The following is a 24,130-nucleotide window of genomic DNA, read 5'->3' on the forward strand; positions in this document are numbered from 1 at the left end:
CAAGATTTACTCAAATTTACGTATAGAATTTGAGTTATGAATTGATGTAGGATAGGAAAGAAAAAAGAGTTCATTCAAATTTAATTTGAATGAACTCTTTTTTCTTATTTTTAAACCGGCTTTTACCCGTGTATAGCTTCTTTGTTCCCGTAAGATTGAATCAATTTTCCTTCGAAATCCAACCATTCTTTCCAACGTTTATCGACATCCACATCAGTAGATAATTTACGTGCGAAATTCAAAAAAGTTGTATAATGATTGGCTTCCGAAACCATCAAATCATAATAGAATTTGGCTAATTCCTCATCTTTGATGTTTTGAGATAATGTTCTAAAACGTTCGCAACTTCTTGCTTCAATCATTGCTGCAAATAATAAACGATCAACAAAAGCCATATTACGAGAGCCATCTTTTTTGCAAAATTTCATCAATTGTCCTACATAATCATCTTTGCGTTCTCGCCCTAATTTATAACCACGACGTTCGATAATTTCTACAACCATTTTGAAATGTTGCATTTCTTCAATTGCAATATCAGACATCTCTTGGATAAATTCGTCATGTTCAGAATTATACGCAATCATTGTTATCGCATTTGTTGCCGCTTTTTGCTCACACCATGCATGATCCGTTAAAATTTCTTCTAAATTTCTTTCCGCAATATCAGCCCAACGCGGGTCTGTTAAAAGTTTTAATCCAAGCATTTTCGAAAAATATAAAAAACCAAATTTACGAAATTATATTGTTTAAAACAGAATGTCTAAGATTGTCTATTAAATGATTTTTTTCTCAATCATTTCGGTCATTACATCAGAAGCATGTTTAAAAGTAGGTGCTTGTTCAGTTAAACTTCCTGCATTCTTTTTATTCACCTTAAATATTAAATCCTTTTCAGTCGTAAATAATAATGCATTTGTAAATGGATTTTTGATGTATGAACTCAAAATCAAAAATGTTTGATCAATTCCATGAAATTGCTCTACTTCTTCAGTTTTGTATCGAAAAGTAAAGGCAAAATTATATGTATTATCCTCTAAAAGATGTAACCGAACAAAAATATTTTTGAGATCAGTATCTCCAATAGTTTTGGCCATCGTAAGTTTTGCAAAAGTTCCTTCTTTGATACTTGATTTTACGTGCTCGTAAAATTCTTCAAAAATAGATTGATAAGACATTTTATATAATTTTGGACTGCAAATTTACATTAAAATAAAGCAAATGATAAGTAAAATAATTATTATGCTAATTAAGGTGCAGAAAGCTTAATTTTGTTGCATGAAAAAACTTTTAATCATAGGCCAGGTTTGGCCAGAACCAACTTCTTCTGCGGCAGGAACGCGAATGATTCAGTTAATTGATTGTTTTAGAAGGGCAGAATTTGAAATTACATTTGCCTGTGCAGCATCAAAATCTGATTTTAGTTTTGAGTTGACTTCGAAAGGAGTAAACGAAGTTGAGATTCAATTAAATGATGAAAGTTTTAATGGTTTTGTGAGAGAGTTGAATCCTAAAGTTGTTGTTTTTGATCGTTTTATGATTGAGGAGCAATATGGCTGGCGGGTTTCGAAAGAATGTCCAGATGCACTTAAAATTTTGGATACAGAAGATTTGCATTTTCTTCGAAATGCACGACAAGAAGCAACTAAAAAAGGGATAGATTTTTCGGATAAGTTGTTATTTTCGGATTTGGCAAAACGTGAAATAGCATCAATTTTACGCTGTGATTTATCCTTAATAATTTCGAAAAAGGAAATTGAAATACTTCAAAACCAATTTAAAATTGATGAAAAAATCGTGTATTATTTACCTTTTTTAGAGGATGAAATTACTGAAGAAAAAACGAATTCTTGGAAAAAATTCGATGAAAGAGAACATTTTATGTTTATTGGAAATTTTATTCATGAACCTAATTTTAATTGTGTTCAAATCTTAAAAAAAGATATTTGGCCTGTTTTAAGAAAAAAACTCCCGAAAGCGGAATTGCATATTTACGGAGCATATCCAACGCAAAAGGTTTTACAATTGAATAATGCAACAGAACGTTTTTTTGTAAAAGGTCGCGCGGAAAATGCACAAGAAACCATGTCGAATTATAAGGTATTATTAGCTCCAATTAAATTTGGAGCCGGTGTAAAAGGAAAATTTGTAGACGCGATGCAAACCGGAACACCGTCGATTACTACAAGTGTTGGAGCAGAAGCGATGAAAGATAATTTTGATTGGAATGGTTTTGTAGAAGATGATTTTGAAGCGTTTGTAGAGAAAGCTGTTTTGCTTTACAATAATGAGAAGGAGTGGCAAATTGCACAAAAAAACGGAATCAAAATTCTGAATAAAAACTATGATAAAACTAAGTTTGAGGCTGAGTTTTTGGAGAAAATTAAATATGTTGAAGACAATTTAATTCAACATCGAAATCAAAATTTTATTGGGCAAGTTTTACAACATCATTTCAATCAAAGCACAAAATACATGTCTCTTTGGATTGAGCAAAAAAATAAAAACCTTCCGAATTAGGAAGGTTTTTTATTTTAAAGTTTTCAGGAAAAAGCTGTATCGGTTGAATACTAAGCTTTTATAAAGATTGTCAAAAAAGTCAGGTAACGATTTGGTAACGGTGCTTATTGCTTTGCTTTTCAATACGTTTCCATTCGCTCATAGCAAATATACAAAAAAATATTTCTGTAAATCACAGCAAGATTTTAATGCGACGAGTATTGCTTTGCATATAGGGAGATAGAGAAAAAGGGTTAAACTCCTTTTCGCATAGTGAACACAGCAAAACCCTATCTCTCATCCTGCTCATCCATTTTCCTAATTAATGTATCACGTAAGCTGTCAAGGAATTTCGTTCGGTTTATTTTCCTGCTTTTAAGTTCTAAGTAGGTATGGTAGAAATCCCCCAAATCAATATTAAACGTATCTTCAAATGTTTTGGCTATGACTTTGATGTCCGCATTTCCATTACTAAAAACACCTTGTGAATATAACCCATATATAAGTTCTATCAATGCTGTTTTACTTGCTGTCCAGTTCAGCGAAGCATCCAAACTCTTTTTAAGGTTGAAATTATTCAGCCTATCCTCCAAATAAACTTGTATCAGGTCATTGGCAATTATCTTGGCTACCTTATAATCGTGCGAAGTAGAAAAGCGGTGGTCTGCCTCAAAGTAGAACGTGTCTAACCATAGTCTTATATCGTGTTTTTCCCTCAAAAAAAATTTCTCGTCCACAAAAGAATTATTGCTGCGGTAATACTTGTAAAAATCGAAGTTATTTTCAAAGAACCTTTTTAGCTTTTTCAGTTCTTTGGTAAAATATTTCTTTATGCGCTTGTTCCCATAGGGTCTTCTTGTTTCGATTTTATAAATAGCGTTATAGTAAATGAGCTTTGAAACAATAACAGGTTTCTGATACTTGAAAAAATGGATTTCTTCCTGTTCATTTTGAAATCCTTTTTTCATCACATATTTTTTCAATTCAGAAATATCTTTCACAATAATTTCTATAATCTTTTCACAGGCAATCAAAAAATTGTTTTCCTCCGTGAGTAATTCATTTATTTTGATTTCTAAATCATCAATCGTTTTGCTATAATATTCTGTCATTAAATATTCGTTAAGATAATTATTTACAAATACCTAAAGGCTCCGTCTTTACATTTGGAGCTCTTTAAAAAGCAGGATTTTAATTGTTCTTTAAAACTTGATAAGCACAATTCCGAATGTTGTTAAACCTGTTAAAAAAATATTCTATAAAAAAGGCTGACCAAATGAATGATGCAGCCTTATATTTTCAAAAAACTCTAATTTCTTATTGAAACAATGCTTTCTTTAAAGCCAAAGCACCCTGCTGTGAAGAAAACTTAACGGATTCAATATGGTCAAGTGGATTTAATAAGCCATAATCGTGGATAAAACCGTTGTAGGTTTCAATCGTGGTGGGAACTCCCGCTTCGTCTAATTTACGGGCATAAGCCAGACCTTCATCATATAAAATGTCATTTTCTGCCAATTGCACCAATGCCGGAGGAAGCCCTTTCAGTTTTTCTGCCGGAGCGTTGAATGGCGTTGCATAGTATTCTTTTCTCTTTTCCGTATCGGGTAAATAGTTATCCCACATCCATTTCATTAATGGGGCTGTTAAAAATCTACCTTCTGCATATTTGTGCCAAGAACCACGGCTGAAATCGGCATCAGTTACAGGCCATAAAAGCAACTGGAAGTTTATTTTTGGTCCACCTTTATCTTTCGCCATCAAACAAAGTACTGCGGTCATATTTCCGCCTACGCTGTTTCCTGCTGCCGCTAAGTTTTTGCCGTCAACTCCAATTTCAGCACCATTTTCAGCTACCCATTTTGTAGCGGCATAAATCTGATTGATAGCTACCGGGTATTGTGCTTCAGGTGATGGCGTATAATCTGTAAAAACAGCAGCAGCTCCACTATTTACTACCAAATCCCTAACCAGTCTTCTGTGTGTTGGATAATCGCCTAATATCCATCCGCCACCGTGGGTAAACATAAAGACCGGGAGGTTTTCCGAAGCGGCATTTGCAGGTTTTACGATGTGGATATTTACCGTAATGCCATCCTGTGTAATTTCTCTTTCGTCTTCAGTGATGCCGGAATAATCTACTTCTACAGACTTTTGTGCATCGACCAACACTTGTCTTGCTTCCTGCGGAGGCAATGTTTCCAATGGTGGGTTTCCACTATTATTCAACTCTTTTAAAAACTCTCTGATACCAGAAAGAATTTGCGGGTCATTTTCCGCTTTGATGTTCTGTGCCATAACTGATTTTTTAAAATTAATAATTGCTCTTACCGCATTTCAAGTTCACGGGTAATTACTTTTGCTATTTCTTTTGAGCTAAAGGGATTTTGTCCAGTGATTAAATTACCATCTACCACTACTTTTGAGGTCATCGGGATAAATGCCTTATCATAAATTACATCTCTTTCTTTTAATGATGCTTCCAAATTAAAAGGAACTTCTCTTTTTCTGCGGGCAATGCTTTCTTCAAACCAATCAAAACCCGTTAGTTTTTTTCCATTTATTAAATAAGTCCCATCAGACAATTTCGCATTTAGTAATCCACCCACTCCGTGGCATATTGCCGATACTATTTTACCGCTTTCGTATTGATGGCTGACAATGGACTGTAAAGTGGCATTATCTGGGAAATCGTACATCGTTGCGTGTCCGCCTGCCAAATACACACAATCGAAACTTTCGTTCTGTACTTCAGAAAGGCTTTTGGAGTGATTTAGCTCGTCCATAAAGTCCTTACTTTCGTAATAGTCTTTTGAAACTTTGTCCAATACCAATGGCTTCAGACTTTCAGGGTCAATGGGAACTTCACCGCCTTTTGGACTTGCTATGGTAACATTCCAGTTTTTTTCTTTTGCAGTATGGTATATGTGGGTTAGTTCACTCAGCCATAAGCCTGTATCTAATCCACTTGCATAATGACCAACATTTGTTACTATTAATAAGAGTTTTTTCATTTCAAGAATTTGATATTTATGAGTAACAAAATTCTTTATAAAAAATAAGACACCTGTAACTCAATTACAGAAGTTTGTAACCTTATCTCTGAAAATGAGAATTAGTTTCTGATATACACTTCCTCAAAAGGTACTCTACAGCGTTCTCCCCAAATGCCGTCATTACCCTTTCTGATACCGCAGGAAACCACCATATTCACTTCCGCTCCATAAGTCAGTTTTAACGCTTTTTTCAACAATTTACTGTCAAAGCCCTCCAAAGGGCAGGTGTCGTAGCCTTCGTTTGCCATTGCAATCATAAAAGTCTGTGCTGCCAATGCACAGGATTTATGAGCTGTAACACGTATATCATTTTCTGATACTTCCCGCATAATAGGACGAAAAACGCCAATCGTTTTGGCTAACAAAACGCGTATAGCACCAATTATCCCGAAAAAACGGGAATAAATAAATGGCATCAATTTTCCATAATACAATTCCCTGTCTTTAATACGTTTTGCCTGTCGTTCTGCCGGGCTATTGCGGCGTATATTTTCTTTTTCAAAATCCAACACAAATTTTGCACGCTTATGGAACAAATCCCGTCTTGTAACAAATACTACAATTTGTGAAGCAGTTGAAGTAGCCGTTTGGTCGAGGCAGGCTTTTGAAACTTTCGCCATCAGTTCGGGATTGGTTATGTGACGGAACTCCCACAACTGCATATTGGAACTGTTGGGAGCCAGTGTTGCCAATTCCAGGCATTGTTTTACTTTTTCGGCATCGATGGGTTTCTCCCGGTCATATACTCGCACAGAGCGTCGGAAACCAAGGGTTTCTGCTAAATTCATCTGTCTTTTTTTTGGTGATTAATTAAACGAAGCCCTGAAATCTAAAGGTGATACCAAAGTTCTGCTCTTGAACAGGCGGTGAAAGGATTGCGGATGCTCAAAGCCCAATTCGTAGGCAATTTCGGAAACCGATTTATTAGTTGTGGAAAGCAATTCTTTTGCTTTTTCTATTACCCTGTTCTGTATATGCTGTTGCGTGGTCTGCCCGGTCTGCACCCGGAGCATATCGCTCAAATAATTGGGGCTTAAATGTAATTCCCCTGCAACATACTGAACAGTAGGAATGCCCTTTGTCAATAATTGTTCACCTTTAAAATACTCGTCAAGCAGTGTTTCCAATTTAGCGAGCAAATCGTTGTTTGCTTTTTTTCTTGTCAGAAACTGGCGATTGTAAAAACGGTCGCAATACTTCAACAATAAATCAATATTTGACACCAGTAAATCCTGCGTAAAACCATCCATATTGGCATCTATCTCACGGGATACATTTTCTACAATGTCCATCACCGACTTTTCTTCTTTTTCTGAAAGAAATAACGCTTCATTGGTCGAATAAGAAAAATAGCCATAATCTTTTATAGCAGCAGCCAATGGATAGCTTTGCAGAAAATCGGGATGCACTACCAAAACAAATCCTTTTACTCCATTGAGCAGTACGTCCTCAAATTGCAGTACCTGATGTGGGGCGATGAAGTACATTATTCCATCGTCAAAATCATAATATTGCTGCCCGTATTTGCATTTACCGCCTGCACAGTCTTTCTTTAAGGCAACCACATAGAAATCTGTAGTTACTGTACTTAAAATGGTTTCCGGCTGCAGTTTCACATCATCAAAATTAAATACACTAATCAGCGGGTTGGACGGTTTGCCCAGCCCCAGGAACTGATGTAATGCACTAATAGATGAAACTTTTGACGGAGCTTTCATTTGCTGATTTTCACATTTATACATTGCTAAATTACTAATTTATTTTTTACTACTCTGCTCATACTTAATTTGTTCAAATCCCTGTTTGTAGCTGGTTGCCTGAAAATCGGGAAAACGTTTCCTGAATTTTGTGTCGTCAAAAAGATTATCGTACGCATATCTTGGCAGCAATTCTAATAGCTCTTTCACTTTTGGATTGAACCAAGCTCCAATTTGGAATACAAATTTTGGAACGACTGAAAATTTTAAATCTCTTCCATATACTTTAGAGGCTAAACCAATAAACTCTTTATAGGTTGGGTGGCTTTTATCCACAGGCAAATGCCAGGTTTGTCCATAAGCATCTGGTGTGTTGCCAATCAAAGCTGTAGCACGGCTTGCATCGGGTGTCCAAATCAGGCTTCGTTTTTTGTCGGCACTGATAGGAACTTTCAGTTTTTTTTCCTCTTTGATATTATTGAAAATAAGCGTGTTGGTAATGCTTTGCGTTTTACCCGGACCGTAAAATTCGGGAGCACGGCAAATCACCGCTTTCAACCCACCGGATTGCATTTCTTTCAAAACCATTTCCGCCATTTGTTTTCTTACCCTTGCTTTTCTGCCCAAAGGTTCAAAAGCTGTGTTTTCTGTATGTGGTCTGTCGTCTTGCGGATACATATAGGTATTGTCAAAAAACACCAGTTTTGTACCGTGAATTTTACAGGCATCGATTACGTTTTGCAGGATTTTCGGAAAAAGGTTTTCCCATAAGTCCGAACTAATCGGTAAGCCTAAAGTGAAGTAAGCAATTTCTGCTCCTTTTACTGCTTCAATAGCTTTTTCTTTTATGGTCAGGTCAGCCGAAAAAACATCATCCGTATCGTTTACTTTTTGAGCTTCTTTACTTACAATTCTAATATCTGAAGTGAAATTTCTTTTCAATTCTCTTGCCAGTTCTTCGCCAATTTGTCCGTTGGCTCCTAATATTACTTGCATATTTTTTTTGTTTTTTAATTGTGGTACAAAGTTCAGCAACATACATAAAACCAGAGTATCTGAATTAATGAGATTTGTAACTTAATCTCTGTTACATCACCCTTTTCAGCCACTTCATTTTTTTGTCGGAATAAGGCGGATATTTCAAGTCAGGTTCTCCCCAGGTTGTTTTCTCAATAATTGATTTTTGGTGCGTGAAAGAGAGGAAGCCATATTCACCGTGGTAATTGCCGATACCCGAATTTCCTATTCCACCAAATGGTAGATAATCACTGGTAATGTGCATCAAAGTATCATTGATACAGCCACCACCAAATGAAACAAGGTTGAGTAACTTTGATTTATCCTCATCGTTTTTTGTAAACAGGTAGGCTGCCAACGGTTTTTCTCCTTCTATTATTTTTTGCAATATATCATCGTAGTTATTGAAACTGATGACGGGAAATACAGGACCAAATATTTCTTCCTGCATCACAGCATCATTCCAATCCACATTGTCCAATATTGTAGGTTCGATATACAAAGTCTCATCGTTTGTTTTACCTCCGAAGAAGATTTTATCCTTATCAATAAGGGAAGTAACACGGTCAAAATTCCTTTTGTTAATAATGCTGGTGTAATGTTCTGCACCATCAGAATAATTGGTTTCCTCCAATTTTTCTTTTATCAGTTGTAACAATTTTGGCTTGACACTTTCCTCTACCAAAAGATAATCTGGTGCAATACAAGTTTGTCCTCCGTTCAGGAATTTACCCCAAACCAGTCGTTTTGCAGCTATTTTCAAATCGGCTGTTTCAGTAACGATAGCAGGTGATTTTCCGCCCAATTCAAGCACAACAGGAACCAGGTTTTTAGCAGCAGCTTCATAAACGATTTTCCCGACTTTCGGACTTCCGGTAAAGAAGATTTTATCAAAACGAAGCTTTAGTAGTTCTGTTGTTTCAGGAATACCGCCTTCTGCCACGAATAAGTAATTAGAAGGAAAATTGTTGTTGATTAATTCCGATAAAAGGTGCATTGTATTTTCAGGCAATTCACTTGGTTTGACAATACAGGTATTGCCCGCAGCAATGGAACTTATCATTGGAACCAGTGTAAGCTGATATGGATAGTTCCAAGCACCGATTACCAACGTTACACCCAATGGGTCGTAGTGGATATGGCTTTTACCGGGCTGCAAGCTCAATGCTGTTTTTACTTTTTTGGGGTTGCTCAATTTGTCCAGGTTCTTCAGGAAAAAATTAATTTCATTATAGATGAGATTTAATTCCGTTAAAGAAGTATCGAATTTTCCTTTTCTAAAATCCTTATAAATAGCATCGTACAAACGGCTTTCATTGTCCTTCAAAATGCCTTTCAACTTTTTTAATGTTTCCTTTCTAAAGCCAATGTCTTTTGTTTGGTGTGAATTGAAAAACGTCTTTTGCGATTGAAATGTGTTGCTGATTTCCATTATTGTAAATTTTAAGTATTGGATTATTTCTTTTCATCCTGTACCAGTTCGGGCGTATATAATGCCGCCTGAAACTCGGGTTGGTAATCGTACTTAACCAGTTTCTTTAAACCTAACGATTTGATGAATGTTGATAAAGGACCATCCGACAGGTTTAACTGAATGTCATCCGCACTTTTGCTGCTCGCTTTTTTTACGGAACGAACATCAGTATAACCGTGTGTTAGCTGACCTTGCTTATTCAGATTGATAAAATTGGAACGGGTAATTTCCGGTTCTGATGCAGAAACATCCAGTTTTTTCCCTGCCATCGAGAAATCGAAATTTCCTTTTTCATCGTAATAATTGAACGTCAAGTTGTCCCCATCATTAGTATAATCAATTGGTATCAACCATTTTGGTAAATTGTAGCCTACAAATCCACGAACCCTTGCCAACTCCGTATTTACGGGCAGCTTCAAAACATAACCCCAAAGGTTTTTATCGTTTAGCTCACCCATCAGCGAAATCAAGCCCCAGTTATTACTACCGGGTTTTGTCGTTACGATGGAAATCGACAATTCGTTATATAAATCGTTGTCACAATAGTGGTAGGCATAAGAGGTAATAGCTATCAATCCTCTGCCGGGCGTATAAGAAATCGGTTTTACCAAATCTTTTACCTCGTTTGGAATTAGCTCTTTTATTTTCCCCATATCTGCTGTGTAAATGGCAGTAATGCTGCTGTTGCTGTAATAAAAGTTCGGAGAATAGGTTGTGAAGCCAACTTCTTTTTTCTCTTTCTGAATGGTCTTGAACCAACTCAAATCAATATCAGGTCTTTCTTTTGCAATTACGTCCATCGGCGAATTGGAATGATACCTATCGAACAACCCACCTTTCAATACCGGCATCTGAAGACCCGCTAATTCAATTATCGTATCCTTTTCTGTAGGATTGTTGGTTATCGATTTTACGCTTTCCTTATTTGAAGAAGTGTTAACGATAGCACTGCTTAAGAAAAAGCCGGGAGTAAATAGCAGGATTACACCTATGACTACTACAATTGCGAGAATTTTTAATTTCTTCATTTTAAATTATTTTTAATGTTTATTGTTTTAATTTTTCAGTTTAGCGTTTTGTTTTTCCAGTTCACGCATCACCACTTTAGCAATTTTCTTTGAACTGAACGGGTTTTGCCCTGTAATCAGGTTGCCGTCAACCACAACTTTTGAAGTCATCGGAATAAGAGCCTTTCTGTAATTAGAACCTCTGTCTTTCAAGCCTGTTTCAAGGTTAAAGGGCACTTCTTTTTTTCTGCCAGCAAGACTTTCTTCAAACCAGTTATAGCCAGTCACTTTTTTATCTTTAATCAGATAATTTCCATCGGATAATTTTACATCGAGTAATCCGCCAACTCCGTGGCAAATGGCAGCTACCATTTTTCCGCTTTCGTATTGTTCAGAAATGATTTTTTGGAGCGTTTTATCATCGGGGAAATCATACATCGTACCGTGTCCACCTGCAAGATATACGACATCGAAATTCTCATTTTCCACCTCTTTCAGACTTTTGGTGTGTTTCAGTTCTTCCCTGAATGTAGTATCACTCCAGTATTTTTTGGAAACCTTATCAAGCGTAAATGTTTTCAGGCTTTCAGGGTCTATGGGAATATCACCACCATTTGGACTTGCAATGGTAACGTCGTAGCCTTTTGCTTTCGCAACTTCATAAATATGGGTGAGTTCGCTCAACCACAATCCTGTGGGATAGTTACCGCTTGCATATATATTGATATTGGTAACAATGATTAAAATTTTTATAATGCTCATATTGTTATCATTTTTATACTGCAAATTTCAGAAGTATCTCAACAGCAGAAGTATCTCAATTAAGGGAAGTTGTAACATAATCTCTGATTGTTTTTTTAAAAAAAGGATACCGATTTAGATTTACAGGAGCTAACCTCATTTCTGCCGTTTGTTTTTCTAACTTATAAAGGAAAGCTGCCGCTTTTTTCTCCGAGAAATTCTGGTATAACATCTTCACGATTTGGTTATAGTTTACACCAATACTCCTGAACTGGCTGTGGAAATTGGTTAATCGCATATAGTAATCCATTGTAACCTTATCCACTTTTACCGTTTTGATTTCTTTTCCAAACAACACGGAAGTAATGAATTTAGCCTTTGTATGAACACCCGATTTCTCAAACATTGCTAAAAATCGGGCATTTTCTTCATCGGTAAGCCTGAACATATACCTGTTTTGTGCAGGGTCAAGCTTTGGTTTTCTACCGCCTTTGTTCCATTTTTTTCTTTGATTTCCGTCTATAACAATCCATTTGAAATTTGTAATCATTCGACTTCGGAGAAATGGTTTAGCTCCCTGCGTAAGGGCAAGTGGTTTTGAGCAGCGGAATTTATTTCGAGCAGCTCAAAACACAACTTGCCGTGTTCCGATGAACACAATAATCCACTCTTCGAGATGGATTGTAGTTAGCAAGGGAAATGCCCGTTTCCTGTATCAAATTTCGGAAAGAATAACAGATACACCGCAAGCCGTTGAACGCCAAGTGCTGCCAATCGTATAAAACAGAAAAAGGATTTTTCTATCAGATTGTCGGCAGGAAGTCTATCAGTCCTGCAATCAGGAATAGTTGATAACTATCTGCAATGCTGATACTCCTGCATTCCTGCTGTCAGGCTCGCAAGAATGCCTGACGGCTCGCAGGCAGGCTGATAATTTTGGTTAAGCATAAGCTTTTGTTTTGATACTGGTGCGGTGTCGGGTATAGTGTGTTGTTCCCTCTTAAAATTATTTTCCAAAAGAAAAAAACAGAAAAAAAGAAAGCCATTTTAACAATGCGGACAAGCTGACAAACCAAAAGGAAACGGAATAAGTCCCGAAGGGTGGCAGGGCAACCACGCAACAACTCGGCGAAGCCACCTTGTTTGCCCTGCCATTATGCCGTAGTCTTTTGGTCGGGCGGTGCGGTGGCTGTCCGCCTTACCTTTGCTACCTTTTTGTTCTTTTTTGGGTACAATTTCAACTATTCAATTCGGCAACTGAACGCCAAATGCTACCTCTGACTGCAACATTGGGAAGCCCTGTATAAGCACCTTATACATTTGAAGTCTAAATTGATTAGAATATGGAAATAACAGTTTTAGACATTCAGATTTTGAAAGCATTGCATAGGGAAGTGAAGGAAGTTTCCAACCTGATTGCGGAAATGACTGCACCCTACAAGGCATTGCAACAGGCAACGAAATGGCTCGACCAACAGGAAGCCTGCCAACTGCTGAACATTAGCAAACGCACGTTACAGACGTACAGGGCAAAGGGTATTCTTGGGGCAACGCAAATCAATCGGAAAACCTATTTCAGATTATCCGAAGTGGAATTACTAATGCAGGAAGAGCGACCATTAAAAAAGCAAAAGAAATGAAACAGATTGGAAATTCAAACGAGGATATGCTTGCCCTGCTCGAAGCTGTGGTAGGTATCAAAAATGAACTGCTGTATATCAGGGAATATTTCCACCCTCTGTTGCGGAGGGAAATCTACCTGACAGGCGAACAGGTCTACGAGATGTTGCATATCAGCAAACGGACGTTGCAACAGTACAGAGATGACGGTCTGATACCGTTTATCAAGCTCGAACGGAAAATACTTTTCCGTGAAAGCGATATTCGCAAGGTGTTGGAAGATAACTATCAGGGGTAGCTGATTGTCTGGAACTGTAACCGTATCGGTCAATTAAAGAAACAGCCCACTGCTTAAAGCGGTGGGCTGTGGTGTTACAGACTTGTCACAAGACTATTCACTCTTGCAAAACTTTTTATTGGCTATTCCTTTTTTCTAAATTTTATTGTCTGTGAAAAATACATTGCTCTAATTCTTTGTAAACTTCCATTTCTTCTGTCACATACTGTGATAAAGTTAGTTTGAATATTTCAGGATTTATACTCGTAGTAATTCCACAATAGTTCTTAATTCGTCCAGTTTCGTCTTTCAAATTTTGGTCAGTAATATTGGTTACAAATTTATCATATTCAGTTTCATTGAATGTCAGCCCATTCTTACTACAATAAGCCGATAAAACTTCTTTGTCATAAAGGTAATTTTCAATTTCCCAACGCTTCATAATTCTAAAATGTTGCGGGTTATTTTGTAGGTATTGTTGTCTATCGTTTTCATTGCTTTGTTTTCCCGAAGAAACATCTCGGTCTTTTAAAACGAGTATTTCAATTTCAGAAAATACCTTTGTGAGAATTGCCAAGGCAATTTCACTTCTTTGGTCAAGTTCCGTATTTCCGCCACTTGAAATAAATAGTGTGTTGTGATACTTTTCTCCGTAAATATTATTGAAAACCTTTGCATCAAATCCCTTTTCCAGCCCATTCACACCAGGCCTGTCTTTACCTTCACAATAAACAATACGTTTTGGACTTACTAATCCTGTTAAATCGTCTAAAGCTGTTTCAAAAATCTCCTTCCATTTAACTAACGATTTTTTAATTGGAATAAGAACTTGAGGTGTCGATGCCCAATTTATTCCTTTTTGGAATTGAATAATTTGGCACTCATCTTTTAAATCGTCTTGAAGTGCTCTTAAAAAACCAATACTATGAGTTGTTATCCAAATTTGACAATCTGAGCCAACTAATTTATTTATTTCAAGAAGTAATTTTTTTTGTATCGAGGTATTAATGTGTAGTTCTGGTTCATCAATTAAGAAAACTGTGTCGTTATATTCATCTTGTCTTAGATATAAGTCAAGCAAAATATCTACAACTTCCTTTTCGCCAGAAGACAAAACGTTAAATTCAAATTCTTTCGGGTGGTCTGCTTTCTTAAAGTATAAAGTACCTTGATTGGTTTCGATATCCCCAATACTGATTATTTCCAAGTCGAGACAATTTTTCAGAGAATTATTTAAGTCTCCAATTATTTTGGTTTTGGCTTCACTTGGCTTACAGTCCGTTTGATTTAGGTATTTGTTATATTTTATGTAAAGTCTTCTATAATTTTCAATCATTTTGTCGTCCAAATCTGAAGCGGTTGAAGCTCCATAATTATTCAGTCTAATCTCTGAGGTTGCTTGTGATTGTGTGACTTTTAAATGGTTATTGTAACGATAGGGGCTTCTGAATGAAAAAATGGTGTTTTCTTTTCCTAATTGTTGCTTTTCTGTTCTAACAGTTTGGTAATCTTTATCTATAAAATCAACTACAATATTTTGATAGTCGTAGTTAGGTGTTTGTGTCATTGAATGGTAGTTGTGGTCTTTTGTGTCTTTATTTCCTATCATTCCGTGAACATTATTCAGATAAAGTAAACCATCTAAAACACTACTTTTCCCACAACCATTTGGTCCAACAAGAGCAATTATTCTTTTTGGCTCGGAACCCAAGTCAATTGTCAAATCGTGAAATCTTTTGTATCCGTTTTTTAATTGAATTTTTCTAATCCTCATTTTCTATTTGTTAGGGGCGGTCTATTAAGGGTGCCGGTAACTCCCAAATTGACGAAAGTTATTTGTTTCTAATATCTATTTTATCAACCGCTAAATTACAAAAAAGCCAATACAAAAACTGCATTGGCTTTCTTTAATCGCTTTGTTGGTTTTAGAGTTGAGCCAAAAAAGAACGTTCCAACCCTTTAAATCTGTGCGATACCTTTTGCATATCCTTACCAACTTTCTCGTTGAGTATCTTGTCATAAATCTGCGTGGTGGTAATATTCTTATGCCCTAACATTTTACTCAAGCTCTCCAACGGAACGCCCTCACTCAAAAATAGCGTAGCGAACGTATGACGTGCCAAATGAAAGGTTACTTTCTTTTCTTTAAGGCAGTCGATTTGTTCGGATATGGCTTTCAGTCTATCATTGCAGGAACTGTTGGACGGAACAGGAAAAACCTTGCCGTCCTTTGACAGTCCTGCATACTTTTCGATAATCATTTTGGGATTATCCAAAAGCATTACATTGGACGATGTTGCCGTCTTTTTTCTGCGTACAATAATCCATTGGTTACCGTCAAAGAAATCCTGGATGTTACTGTTTTTAAGCCCTTTCATATCCGAATAGGAAAGCCCTGTAAAGCAACTGAAAACAAACAGGTCTTTAACCAATTCGTCTTTCTTTTTCTCGCAGTTGAACGCTACAAGCTGTTCCAACTCGTTCCGCAACAGATAACCTCTGTCCTTGTCCTTTTTGGTATTCTTGTACTCGCTGAACGGATTAAACGCAAGGTGCTTTCTGCTCATCGCCAATCGGCAAAGCGTGGTAAAGCCAATCATATAATTCCAAATGGTATTATGATTGAGGGTTAAATCGTCACGTAAATAATAGTCGAAATCCTGTACAAAATCGGAAGTAAGGTCGTGAAAGGTTATATCGCTATAACCGTACTTCGCAAGGGCAAAATTCCGTAGGTGCTTTAAAAGAGTTTTGTACCTGCGGTGTGTACCTTGTACCCGAAGTCCGCTGTTTACCTTTTTTTCAAAGTCGGCTATAAACTGTTCATAGAATTTGAAAAAGGTCAATTCTCCGCTTTCCATTCCGAGAAAAGTGTTTTTCAATTTCGCACTGCTTACCGTTCCCTCGTTCTTTAGAATTTTGGAATAACATTCTTCCATACCCAAACGGATTTTGTCGAGTTTACCGTTTACCTCTTGGGCTTCTCGGCTTTTTCCCAATACCCTGCCGTACTTCAAATCCCAATTTGTTGTGGAAATATCCAATTTGGTACTGAATGCAGACTGTTTACCGTTTACGGTAACTCGGCACATAATTACAACCTTTCCGTTTTTCTTCGGGGCGTTCTTTTTAAGGTAGAACAATACCTTAAACGTTGATTTTTTTGTCGTTTCCATACTCACAATTCATTAATGTAAAATTAAACTTTAGTGAGCCACGAACCAATATGAAAAACTATGCAAATCGCTGAAATACAACGGAATAAAAAGTTTTGTTTCGGTCTTTAAAAGTAACGAAATAGTAACCTTACTCTTTCCGAACCTCGCTAATTACTGCCGATTGCTACATTACCAAAAAATCAGAAAACAGTCGTAAAACCTTTATTTACAAATGCTTTGCCCTTTGTTATTCTTTGATGTATTTTTGCTGAAAATTTATTTTAAAACTATTCGACTTTAAAACTATTGACAATTGTTATAAAGTCATTCTTCATAAAGTCTTTATCTTCATAACTGCAATATTGAAGGATTTGATATACAAAATTTTTTGTTTCGATAACAGTTTGTAAAAAATAAATATGGCCAGATTCCGGTTCATTTGTTTCAAATTCAGCATAAGCGAAATTAAATCCTTGTTCGTATGACACATAGGGTTTTTTGAGATATTTGAAACCCTTTTGGGTTGTATACGGCTCAATAGAATTTAACGTATAATCGATCATATCCAATTTGGTGTCAGTTAATTTTAGTTCGTCTTTATGTTCAAAAATTAAAAAACCGTATGAATTAGGTTTAGGAGTAACGCTTTCGAATTGGATTGTGGCGTAATCATTTAATCCAACTGTACGTTGAAATCCCTTTGGAATAGTTAACACAAAGGATTCTGCTCCACGTATTTTTTGTTGGGAAAAAACTATAGAGCATAGGAGTAAGGTACAAATGAATACTAAATTTTTCATGTATGAAATTTGAGTTGACGAAGACAAAAATAGCCTTGGTGTTCCAAGGCTATAACGTTATTTCTGCTTAAAAATTGTTTATTTTGTTGAACAAGAATTATTTCCCAATTGACATGGAGAAATTCCTTCTACAATTTTGATTCCTTCAACATCTTTTATTTTTCCGAAACCTCCAGCTACATCAATCAGGTTTTCGTAACCACGAGCGCGTAAAATAGAGGTGAAAATCATTGAACGGTACCCTCCAGCACAATGAACTAAATAAGTTTCTTCCGGATCAATTAATTTCATTGATTCGTTGATAAAATCTAAAGGAGCACTAATCGCACCTTCTACATGAGAAGTTTCATATTCACCGGGTTTGCGAACGTCCAAAACTTTTAATTCAGTTTCATCAACTAACTCCACAAATTCTTCTGGAGAAACAGATACGATTTCATCAAAATCTTTTTCTGCATCAAGCCAAGCTTGAAAACCATTATTCAAAAATCCAATAACATTATCATAACCAACACGAGCCAAGCGTGTCACAGCTTCTTCTTCTGCACCAACTTCTGCAATTAACAGAATAGATTGTTTAATATCTGTAATTAATGTTCCTACCCAAGGCGCAAAATTTCCTTTAATACCAATGTTGATAGAATTTGGAATAAAACCAGCGGTGAAAGTTTGAGGATCACGAACGTCTAAAATTAAAGCGTTTGTATCTTCAGCAATTTGGATAAATTCATCCGGAGATAATGCTTTATTTGCACGTTCTTTTACAACATCTAATGATTCTACCCCCAATTTATTCATCAGTACATTTTCCGGAAAATAGAATGGAGGAGGCATTAAACCAGAAGTTAATTCAGTAATAAACTCTTCTTTTGTCATTTTTGGATTCAAGGCGTAATTTACTTCTTTTTGATGACCTAATGAATCAAAAGTTTCTTTGCTCATATTTTTACCACAAGCAGACCCTGCTCCGTGAGCCGGATATACAATGATATCATTTGCTAAAGGCATAATTTTGTTTCTCAAAGAATCATATAAGTACCCTGCTAATTTTTCTTGTGTTAAATCTGAATTTAACTTTTGAGCCAAATCAGGACGACCAACATCTCCGATAAATAAAGTATCTCCTGTAAAAATTGCATAATCTTTACCATTTTCATCTTTCAACAAATAGGTTGTACTTTCCATGGTGTGACCAGGCGTATGCAATGCTGTAATGGTAATGTTCCCTAAGGTAAATACCTCTCCGTCTGTTGCGATATGTGTATCAAAACTAGGTTCAGCAGTAGGACCATAAACAATAGAAGCACCTGTTTTTTGCGCTAAATCTACATGTCCTGAAACGAAGTCTGCGTGAAAATGTGTTTCGAAAATGTATTTAATTTTTGCATGATCTTTTGTTGCTTGATCCACATAAGATTGTGTTTCTCTTAAAGGATCAATAATCGCAACTTCTCCGTTGCTTTCTATATAATAGGCACCTTGAGCAAGACATCCAGTGTAAATTTGTTCAATTTTCATAAAAATGAATTTAGATTGTAAAAATACGAATAATTAAAATTAGAATTTTCCATTAGAGGGCCAATTCTTATACTTTTCATCTATTTAAATTCAAATAAGATTGATAGTTATGTGTAAAACTATGAATGAAATCATAGGTTATTTTTTAATCTTTTTTAAATTAATAAACAATTCAGATCCTGCTCTTGGAGGAATCGAATTGTAACAATTTTCCATCACTTTGAAATCAAAATAATCGTTGAAATAAGTTTGATATTCAGCTTTATTTCCTCCGTAAGGTGGTGTATCATTTCCAAAGTCTCTGTTAAATAATACACCAACCAGCTTTCCGTTTTCTGCTAATAATTCGTTCATTTTGATGCTATACTTTTGACGCAATTCAGGATCTAAAGCGCAAAAGAACGTTTGTTCTAAAATCAAATCAAACTCTTCTTCCAATGTAAAAAAATCCTGGTGTAGCACCTTGATCGCTGGGTTGTTTTTAAATTTTTCTTTGATTGTTTTGACAATAACCTCAGAAATATCAATCAATGTAATAGCTGTAAACCCTTGTTCTAAAAGATAATCTGCTTCGTAAGCATTTCCACAACCCGGAATCAAAATTCGACTGTTTTTATTTTCGAGTTGATCAATGTACTCTTTCAGAGGAGTTGAAGGAGCTTTGAGGTCCCAACCTGTTTCATGGTTAATGTATTTAGAATTCCAAAAATTTTCGTTTAGTTCCATCTTAATAAATTATTGAATTATAAATTCTTCGATAAACATAAAAAAAGCCATTAAAATAATAAAAATTGCAAATGTTCGTTTTAAAAACTGTACGGGTAAAAACTTGTTAATGTATGTTCCGACAAGAATTCCGACCATTGAAATTCCGATAAAAACACTTAAGAAACTCCAATCTATTTTGATGTGAAGAGCATCGCCAATAAAAAATCCAATAAGAGAATTAATCGCGATGATAACCAATGAAGTTGCCGAAGCTTTTTTCATGTCTAATTTGGCAACCATCATTAATGCTGGAACAATTAAAAATCCACCACCAGCACCTACCATTCCGGTTAATCCTCCGATTAAAAAACCTTGAATTAGTAGGATTGGATTTAATTTGTCATTTTTTTGAATGAATTTTTCTTCTTTTTTACCTTTTAGCATTGATATTGCCGCAAAAACCATTAAAACTGCAAATAACCCAAACATTGCCATTCGACGGGTGATGATAAAATCTCCAATAGAAAATAAGTTACTTGGTAAAGCTGGAATAAGAAAGGCACGTACCAATGTAATTCCAATTACAGCAGGTAATCCAAATTGATAAACAACCTTCCAATCAACCATTTTTTGAGAAGCTTGTTTTATTCCACCAATTAATCCTGTAGAACCAACGATGCATAATGAATAAGCAGTTGCTATTTTTTCGTCGAAATGAAAAATATATGCTAAGATAGGAACTGCTAATATAGAACCTCCTCCACCAAGAACTCCCATAATCAGTCCAATGAAAAAAGCACCTACAAAACCAAAAAACTCTATAAAATCCATTTTTTTCTCGTTCGATTTCTACAAATCTATAGTAAATACTAAAACATTTACTATAGGAATATTATCAAATAATGTTGTAAATTAAGACAAATGCCTACTAAACCAATAGACGTGTTATTATTTCAATTTTTTATTTATACTGCAAATTTGCTGTAACATTTTCTAGAATTTTGCTACTAATGTTACATAAGCACAGTAGATAAAAACTTATAAAAACTATTAAATGAAGAAATTTCTTATGTCTATATTATTTGCGGGATCTGCATTATTTGGTCAGCAAATAAAATTTGATGAGTACACTCTACCAAACGGATTACATGTCATCCTTCATCAAGACAATTCTGCACCGGTAATTACAACAGGTGTTATGTATCATGTTGGTTCTAAGGATGAGCAAGTCGGGAAAACTGGTTTTGCTCACTTTTTTGAGCATTTGTTGTTTGAAGGAACAGAGAATATCAAAAGAGGAGAATGGTTCAAAATTGTTTCTTCTCATGGAGGTTCTAATAATGCCAATACAACAACAGATAGAACTTACTATTACGAAACTTTTCCATCAAATAACTTAGAATTAGGATTATGGATGGAATCTGATCGTTTACGTCAACCAATTATCAATCAAATAGGTGTTGACACGCAAAAAGAAGTTGTAAAAGAAGAGAAACGTTCTCGTTTAGATAATCAACCTTATGGTAAATTTTCTTATGGAGAAGCAGTTAATCCACACGTTTTCAAGAAAAGTGGTTACCGTTGGAGCGTAATCGGTTCTTTTGAAGATTTGAGTAATGCAAAATTAGATGATTTTAAACATTTCAGTCAAACCTATTATGTTCCGAATAATGCTGTATTAGTTGTTGCAGGTGACTTTAATAAAGAGGAAGCGAAGAAATTAATCGAGAAATATTTTGGCGTAATTCCAAGAGGAAAAGATGTTGTTAAAACAGTCATTAAAGAAGACCCTATTACTTCTGAAATTCGTGCAACTGAATACGATGCTAATATTCAAATTCCGTTATTAGCCATCAATTACCGTACACCGGATAACAAATCGAAAGATGCTTATGCATTAGAAATGTTATCAAGTTATTTAACAGGAGGAAAATCGTCAGTTTTATATAAAAAATATGTTGATGAAAAGAAAGAAGCATTGCAAATTTTTGCTTTCAATCGTCAAATGGAAGATTACGGAATTTACTCAATTGGAATTTTACCACAAGGAGAAGTTTCGTTTGATAAGTTAGAAAATGAGTTACAACAAGATATAGAAAAGGTGCAAACAAATTTAATTTCAGAAGAAGATTACCAAAAAATCTTGAATGGAATTGAAAATAGTTTTGTGGCTTCAAAATCAGGCGTTCAGAATATAGCACATGCTTTGGCAGATGCTTATATGTTGGGAGGAGATACAAATAAGATCAACGAAGAATTGAAAATTTATCAATCGGTATCGAGAGAAGATATCAGAAACGTTGCAAAAAAGTATTTAAACAAAAACCAACGTGTAATTATCCACTATTTACCAGAATCTAAAAAAGCTGCAAAATAAAAAACGACTGAATTATGAAAACAAAGATATTATCTCTTGCAATTGCTTTTATGGCAGTTAGCTTAAATGCTCAAGTTAAAATTCCTATGCCAAAGCCAGGTCCTGCGCCAACGGTTAATTTGGGAAAATCAAACGAATTCAAACTAAAAAATGGCTTAACGGTTATTGTTGTAGAAAATCACAAATTACCTCGTGTTTCTGCTACTTTAACTATTGATAATCCTCCATTCGCTTTAGGTGCTAAAAAAGGTGCTGAATCTTTATTGAGTGAAATGTTAGGAACCGGAACAACCACGAAATCGAAAGACGAATTCAACAAAAGAATTGAGTTTTTAGGTGCCCGTGTTAATTTTTGGGAAGAAGGAGCTTCAGCAAGTTCTTTAACGAAATACTTCAATGAAATATTTGGTTACATGGCAGACGGAGCGGTGAATCCTAATTTTACAGAAAAAGAATTTACTGATGTAAAAAAACGTTACATTGAAGGTTTGAAAGCAGATGAAAAATCTGTAGAAAGTGCCGCATCTCGTGTTTCTAATATTTTAGTTTACGGAAAAAACAATCCTTTCTCAGAGTTTGATACACCAGAACAAATCGAGAAAATCACATTACAGGATGTGAAGGATTACTATACGACCTACTACAAACCAAATAATGCTTATTTAATCGTTGTTGGAGATATCTCAACAAAAGATGTAAAAGCATTGGCAGAAAAAAACTTTAATTCTTGGCAAACAGGAAAATTAAACATTCCTGCTTTTCCAAAAGTAGAGGAAGTTAAAAAAACGGAGTTAAATGCGATTAACATGTCAAATGCAGTCCAATCTGTGGTTTCAGTTTCGTACCCGGTTCATTTAACAAAAAAAGATCCTGATTATTATGCAGCTTTGATTGCATCGTCAATTTTAGGAGGAGATTTCAATTCGAAATTAAATATGAATCTTCGTGAAGCTCATGGATGGACATATGGTGCACGTGGAGGAGTTTCTGACTCGCGTTATATTGGGCGTTTCAATACAAATGCTACAGTTCGTAACGAAGTAACAGATTCCGCTATTGTAGAAACGATGAAAGAAATAAAAGGAATGACGCTAAATAAAATCGACCAAAAAATGTTGGATGATGTGAAAGCGAAATTCTTAGGGAATTTTATTTTGACATTAGAAAGTCCTTCAACAGTTGCGAATCAGGCATTAACTAAAAAGACGAATCAATTATCTGATAATTTTTATGCCGATTATATCAAAAATATAAATGCAGTAACAGTAGATGATGTATTGCGTGTTTCAAAAAAATATTTCCGTCCGGATCAGGCTAAAATTAATGTAACAGGTAAATTAGAGCAAATTGCTCCGGCTTTAGAAAAGTTAGGTTATCCTGTTAATTATTATGATTCGTATGGGAATGAAACAGAAAAGCCAGTTTCAGAAGCCAAAAAAACAACGACTACTGTTGCCCAAATTACAGAGAACTATTTCAAAGCTATTGGTGGAGCGGATAAAGTAAAAGTTGTAAAGTCATTGATGCAGAAAGGAAAAATTGAAACGATGGGAATGAATGGAACTTATGCAAAAAAAGACGCAGCACCAAATAAAACGGCAACGGAGTTTTCAATTATGGGCATGACAATTAAACAAGTTTTTGACGGACAAAAAGGGTATATGTCACAAGCCGGACAAAAAATGGATTTACCGGCTGATATGACAGCACCTTTAATAAAGACCAACTCATTGTTTGTTCCTTTATCAGAAGGGTATAAAACAGCTAAAGTGGATGGGATTTTTTCTGAGAATGGGGCTGAGTATTACAAAGTGGTCGTAGCAGAATTAGATCGAACAGATTTTTATGATGTAAAAACCGGTTTGTTGATGAAATCTGAGCAAAAGCAAAAAACACCACAAGGAGATTTAATAGCGACAACAATTAATAAATGGTATAAAGCTTTTGACGGAATACAATTTCCAACAGAAATGGTAACCGAAGCTGGTCCGCAAACAATAAAAGTGACAATAGATACAGTTGAGGTCAACAAAAATGTAAGCGAAGCGGATTTTAAATAGAAACAATTCTTTTTAAATATTTTTCAAATGAAAAGGCAATCTCAATTTTGAGATTGTCTTTTTTGTTAGGAGCACGTTAAGTTGATGATTTTTTTAGTTTAGACGCAGAAGAATTTGTTTGCAT

At 35.5% G+C, this 24,130-nt stretch carries 23 protein-coding genes; 5 read left to right on the top strand and 18 right to left on the bottom strand.

The genetic code is table 11. The annotated features are described in order from the left end of the window. Nucleotides 1–122: 122 nt before the first annotated feature. Together H277_RS0109615 and H277_RS0109620 are read right to left on the bottom strand one after the other, a co-directional pair. Nucleotides 123–704, bottom strand: coding sequence for a MiaE family protein (locus H277_RS0109615; RefSeq protein ID WP_019975378.1), 582 nt, complete (start codon nucleotides 702–704; stop codon nucleotides 123–125). Between the two features lie 69 nt (nucleotides 705–773). Next, nucleotides 774–1,175 carry a hypothetical protein gene (locus tag H277_RS0109620; protein WP_019975379.1) on the bottom strand — a complete coding sequence of 134 codons (402 nt, stop codon included), beginning with the start codon at nucleotides 1,173–1,175 and terminating at the stop codon, nucleotides 774–776. Nucleotides 1,176–1,275: 100 nt separating this feature from the next. On the opposite strand from H277_RS0109620, the gene H277_RS0109625 reads away from it, so the two are divergent. Beyond that, nucleotides 1,276–2,517: a glycosyltransferase gene (locus tag H277_RS0109625; RefSeq protein ID WP_019975380.1), complete on the top strand. Its 1,242-nt coding sequence runs from the start codon at nucleotides 1,276–1,278 to the stop codon at nucleotides 2,515–2,517. Between the two features lie 269 nt (nucleotides 2,518–2,786). Here H277_RS0109625 and H277_RS0109630 read toward each other — a convergent pair whose 3' ends face one another. The 10 genes from H277_RS0109630 to mobA form a co-directional block, all read right to left on the bottom strand. Next, a complete protein-coding gene (locus H277_RS0109630) occupies nucleotides 2,787–3,608 on the bottom strand; it encodes an RteC domain-containing protein (RefSeq protein WP_019975381.1) in 822 nt (273 codons plus the stop codon). A 205-nt stretch (nucleotides 3,609–3,813) separates the two neighbouring features. Beyond that, a complete protein-coding gene (locus H277_RS0109640; protein ID WP_019975383.1) occupies nucleotides 3,814–4,794 on the bottom strand; it encodes an alpha/beta hydrolase in 981 nt (326 codons plus the stop codon). A 29-nt stretch (nucleotides 4,795–4,823) separates the two neighbouring features. Further along, nucleotides 4,824–5,510: a type 1 glutamine amidotransferase domain-containing protein gene (locus tag H277_RS0109645; protein ID WP_019975384.1), complete on the bottom strand. Its 687-nt coding sequence runs from the start codon at nucleotides 5,508–5,510 to the stop codon at nucleotides 4,824–4,826. A gap of 101 nt (nucleotides 5,511–5,611) precedes the next feature. Beyond that, entirely contained in the window at nucleotides 5,612–6,340 is a 729-nt protein-coding gene (locus tag H277_RS0109650) for a nitroreductase family protein (RefSeq protein ID WP_019975385.1), read from the bottom strand. Between the two features lie 18 nt (nucleotides 6,341–6,358). Continuing rightward, nucleotides 6,359–7,270 carry a helix-turn-helix domain-containing protein gene (locus tag H277_RS0109655; protein WP_026357521.1) on the bottom strand — a complete coding sequence of 304 codons (912 nt, stop codon included), beginning with the start codon at nucleotides 7,268–7,270 and terminating at the stop codon, nucleotides 6,359–6,361. Nucleotides 7,271–7,309: 39 nt separating this feature from the next. Continuing rightward, a complete protein-coding gene (locus H277_RS0109660) occupies nucleotides 7,310–8,245 on the bottom strand; it encodes an NAD-dependent epimerase/dehydratase family protein (protein WP_026357522.1) in 936 nt (311 codons plus the stop codon). A 91-nt stretch (nucleotides 8,246–8,336) separates the two neighbouring features. Further along, the gene (locus H277_RS0109665) at nucleotides 8,337–9,698 is read right to left on the bottom strand and encodes an aldehyde dehydrogenase family protein (RefSeq protein WP_019975388.1); all 1,362 of its coding nucleotides are present in this window, start codon (nucleotides 9,696–9,698) and stop codon (nucleotides 8,337–8,339) included. Between the two features lie 23 nt (nucleotides 9,699–9,721). Next, entirely contained in the window at nucleotides 9,722–10,768 is a 1,047-nt protein-coding gene (locus tag H277_RS0109670) for a hypothetical protein (RefSeq protein ID WP_019975389.1), read from the bottom strand. A gap of 27 nt (nucleotides 10,769–10,795) precedes the next feature. Continuing rightward, the gene (locus H277_RS0109675) at nucleotides 10,796–11,509 is read right to left on the bottom strand and encodes a type 1 glutamine amidotransferase domain-containing protein (RefSeq protein WP_019975390.1); all 714 of its coding nucleotides are present in this window, start codon (nucleotides 11,507–11,509) and stop codon (nucleotides 10,796–10,798) included. A gap of 55 nt (nucleotides 11,510–11,564) precedes the next feature. After that, nucleotides 11,565–12,038 carry a conjugal transfer protein MobA gene (mobA, locus tag H277_RS18910; RefSeq protein ID WP_019975391.1) on the bottom strand — a complete coding sequence of 158 codons (474 nt, stop codon included), beginning with the start codon at nucleotides 12,036–12,038 and terminating at the stop codon, nucleotides 11,565–11,567. 793 nt (nucleotides 12,039–12,831) lie between these two features. Here mobA and H277_RS0109685 point away from each other — a divergent pair. Beyond that, nucleotides 12,832–13,128 carry a helix-turn-helix domain-containing protein gene (locus H277_RS0109685; protein ID WP_019975392.1) on the top strand — a complete coding sequence of 99 codons (297 nt, stop codon included), beginning with the start codon at nucleotides 12,832–12,834 and terminating at the stop codon, nucleotides 13,126–13,128. Next, a complete protein-coding gene (locus H277_RS0109690; RefSeq protein ID WP_019975393.1) occupies nucleotides 13,125–13,406 on the top strand; it encodes a helix-turn-helix domain-containing protein in 282 nt (93 codons plus the stop codon). Before H277_RS0109685 ends, H277_RS0109690 begins: the two co-directional genes overlap by 4 nt. A 142-nt stretch (nucleotides 13,407–13,548) precedes the next feature. Here the strand turns inward: H277_RS0109690 and H277_RS0109695 are convergent, their stop codons facing one another. The 6 genes from H277_RS0109695 to H277_RS0109720 form a co-directional block, all read right to left on the bottom strand. Next, nucleotides 13,549–15,159 carry an AAA family ATPase gene (locus tag H277_RS0109695; RefSeq protein WP_019975394.1) on the bottom strand — a complete coding sequence of 537 codons (1,611 nt, stop codon included), beginning with the start codon at nucleotides 15,157–15,159 and terminating at the stop codon, nucleotides 13,549–13,551. 151 nt (nucleotides 15,160–15,310) lie between these two features. After that, nucleotides 15,311–16,561 carry a site-specific integrase gene (locus H277_RS0109700; protein ID WP_019975395.1) on the bottom strand — a complete coding sequence of 417 codons (1,251 nt, stop codon included), beginning with the start codon at nucleotides 16,559–16,561 and terminating at the stop codon, nucleotides 15,311–15,313. A gap of 269 nt (nucleotides 16,562–16,830) precedes the next feature. Further along, nucleotides 16,831–17,343, bottom strand: a complete 513-nt coding sequence (locus tag H277_RS0109705) for a hypothetical protein (protein ID WP_019975396.1) — start codon at nucleotides 17,341–17,343, stop codon at nucleotides 16,831–16,833. 78 nt (nucleotides 17,344–17,421) lie between these two features. Further along, nucleotides 17,422–18,861, bottom strand: coding sequence for an MBL fold metallo-hydrolase (locus H277_RS0109710; protein WP_019975397.1), 1,440 nt, complete (start codon nucleotides 18,859–18,861; stop codon nucleotides 17,422–17,424). A 138-nt stretch (nucleotides 18,862–18,999) separates the two neighbouring features. After that, nucleotides 19,000–19,587, bottom strand: a complete 588-nt coding sequence (locus H277_RS0109715) for a methyltransferase domain-containing protein (protein ID WP_019975398.1) — start codon at nucleotides 19,585–19,587, stop codon at nucleotides 19,000–19,002. A 9-nt stretch (nucleotides 19,588–19,596) separates the two neighbouring features. Then, nucleotides 19,597–20,400 (bottom strand): sulfite exporter TauE/SafE family protein, encoded by an 804-nt coding sequence (locus H277_RS0109720; RefSeq protein ID WP_019975399.1) that lies wholly within the window; start codon nucleotides 20,398–20,400, stop codon nucleotides 19,597–19,599. 223 nt (nucleotides 20,401–20,623) lie between these two features. Between H277_RS0109720 and H277_RS0109725 the strand changes: the two genes are divergently transcribed. Further along, the gene (locus H277_RS0109725; RefSeq protein WP_026357524.1) at nucleotides 20,624–21,946 is read left to right on the top strand and encodes a M16 family metallopeptidase; all 1,323 of its coding nucleotides are present in this window, start codon (nucleotides 20,624–20,626) and stop codon (nucleotides 21,944–21,946) included. A 14-nt stretch (nucleotides 21,947–21,960) separates the two neighbouring features. Next, nucleotides 21,961–24,006 carry a M16 family metallopeptidase gene (locus H277_RS0109730; RefSeq protein ID WP_026357525.1) on the top strand — a complete coding sequence of 682 codons (2,046 nt, stop codon included), beginning with the start codon at nucleotides 21,961–21,963 and terminating at the stop codon, nucleotides 24,004–24,006. Nucleotides 24,007–24,130 lie beyond the last annotated feature (124 nt).

The sequence above is a fragment of the Empedobacter brevis NBRC 14943 = ATCC 43319 genome, assembly GCF_000382425.1.
Taxonomy (GTDB): Bacteria; Bacteroidota; Bacteroidia; order Flavobacteriales; family Weeksellaceae; genus Empedobacter; species Empedobacter brevis.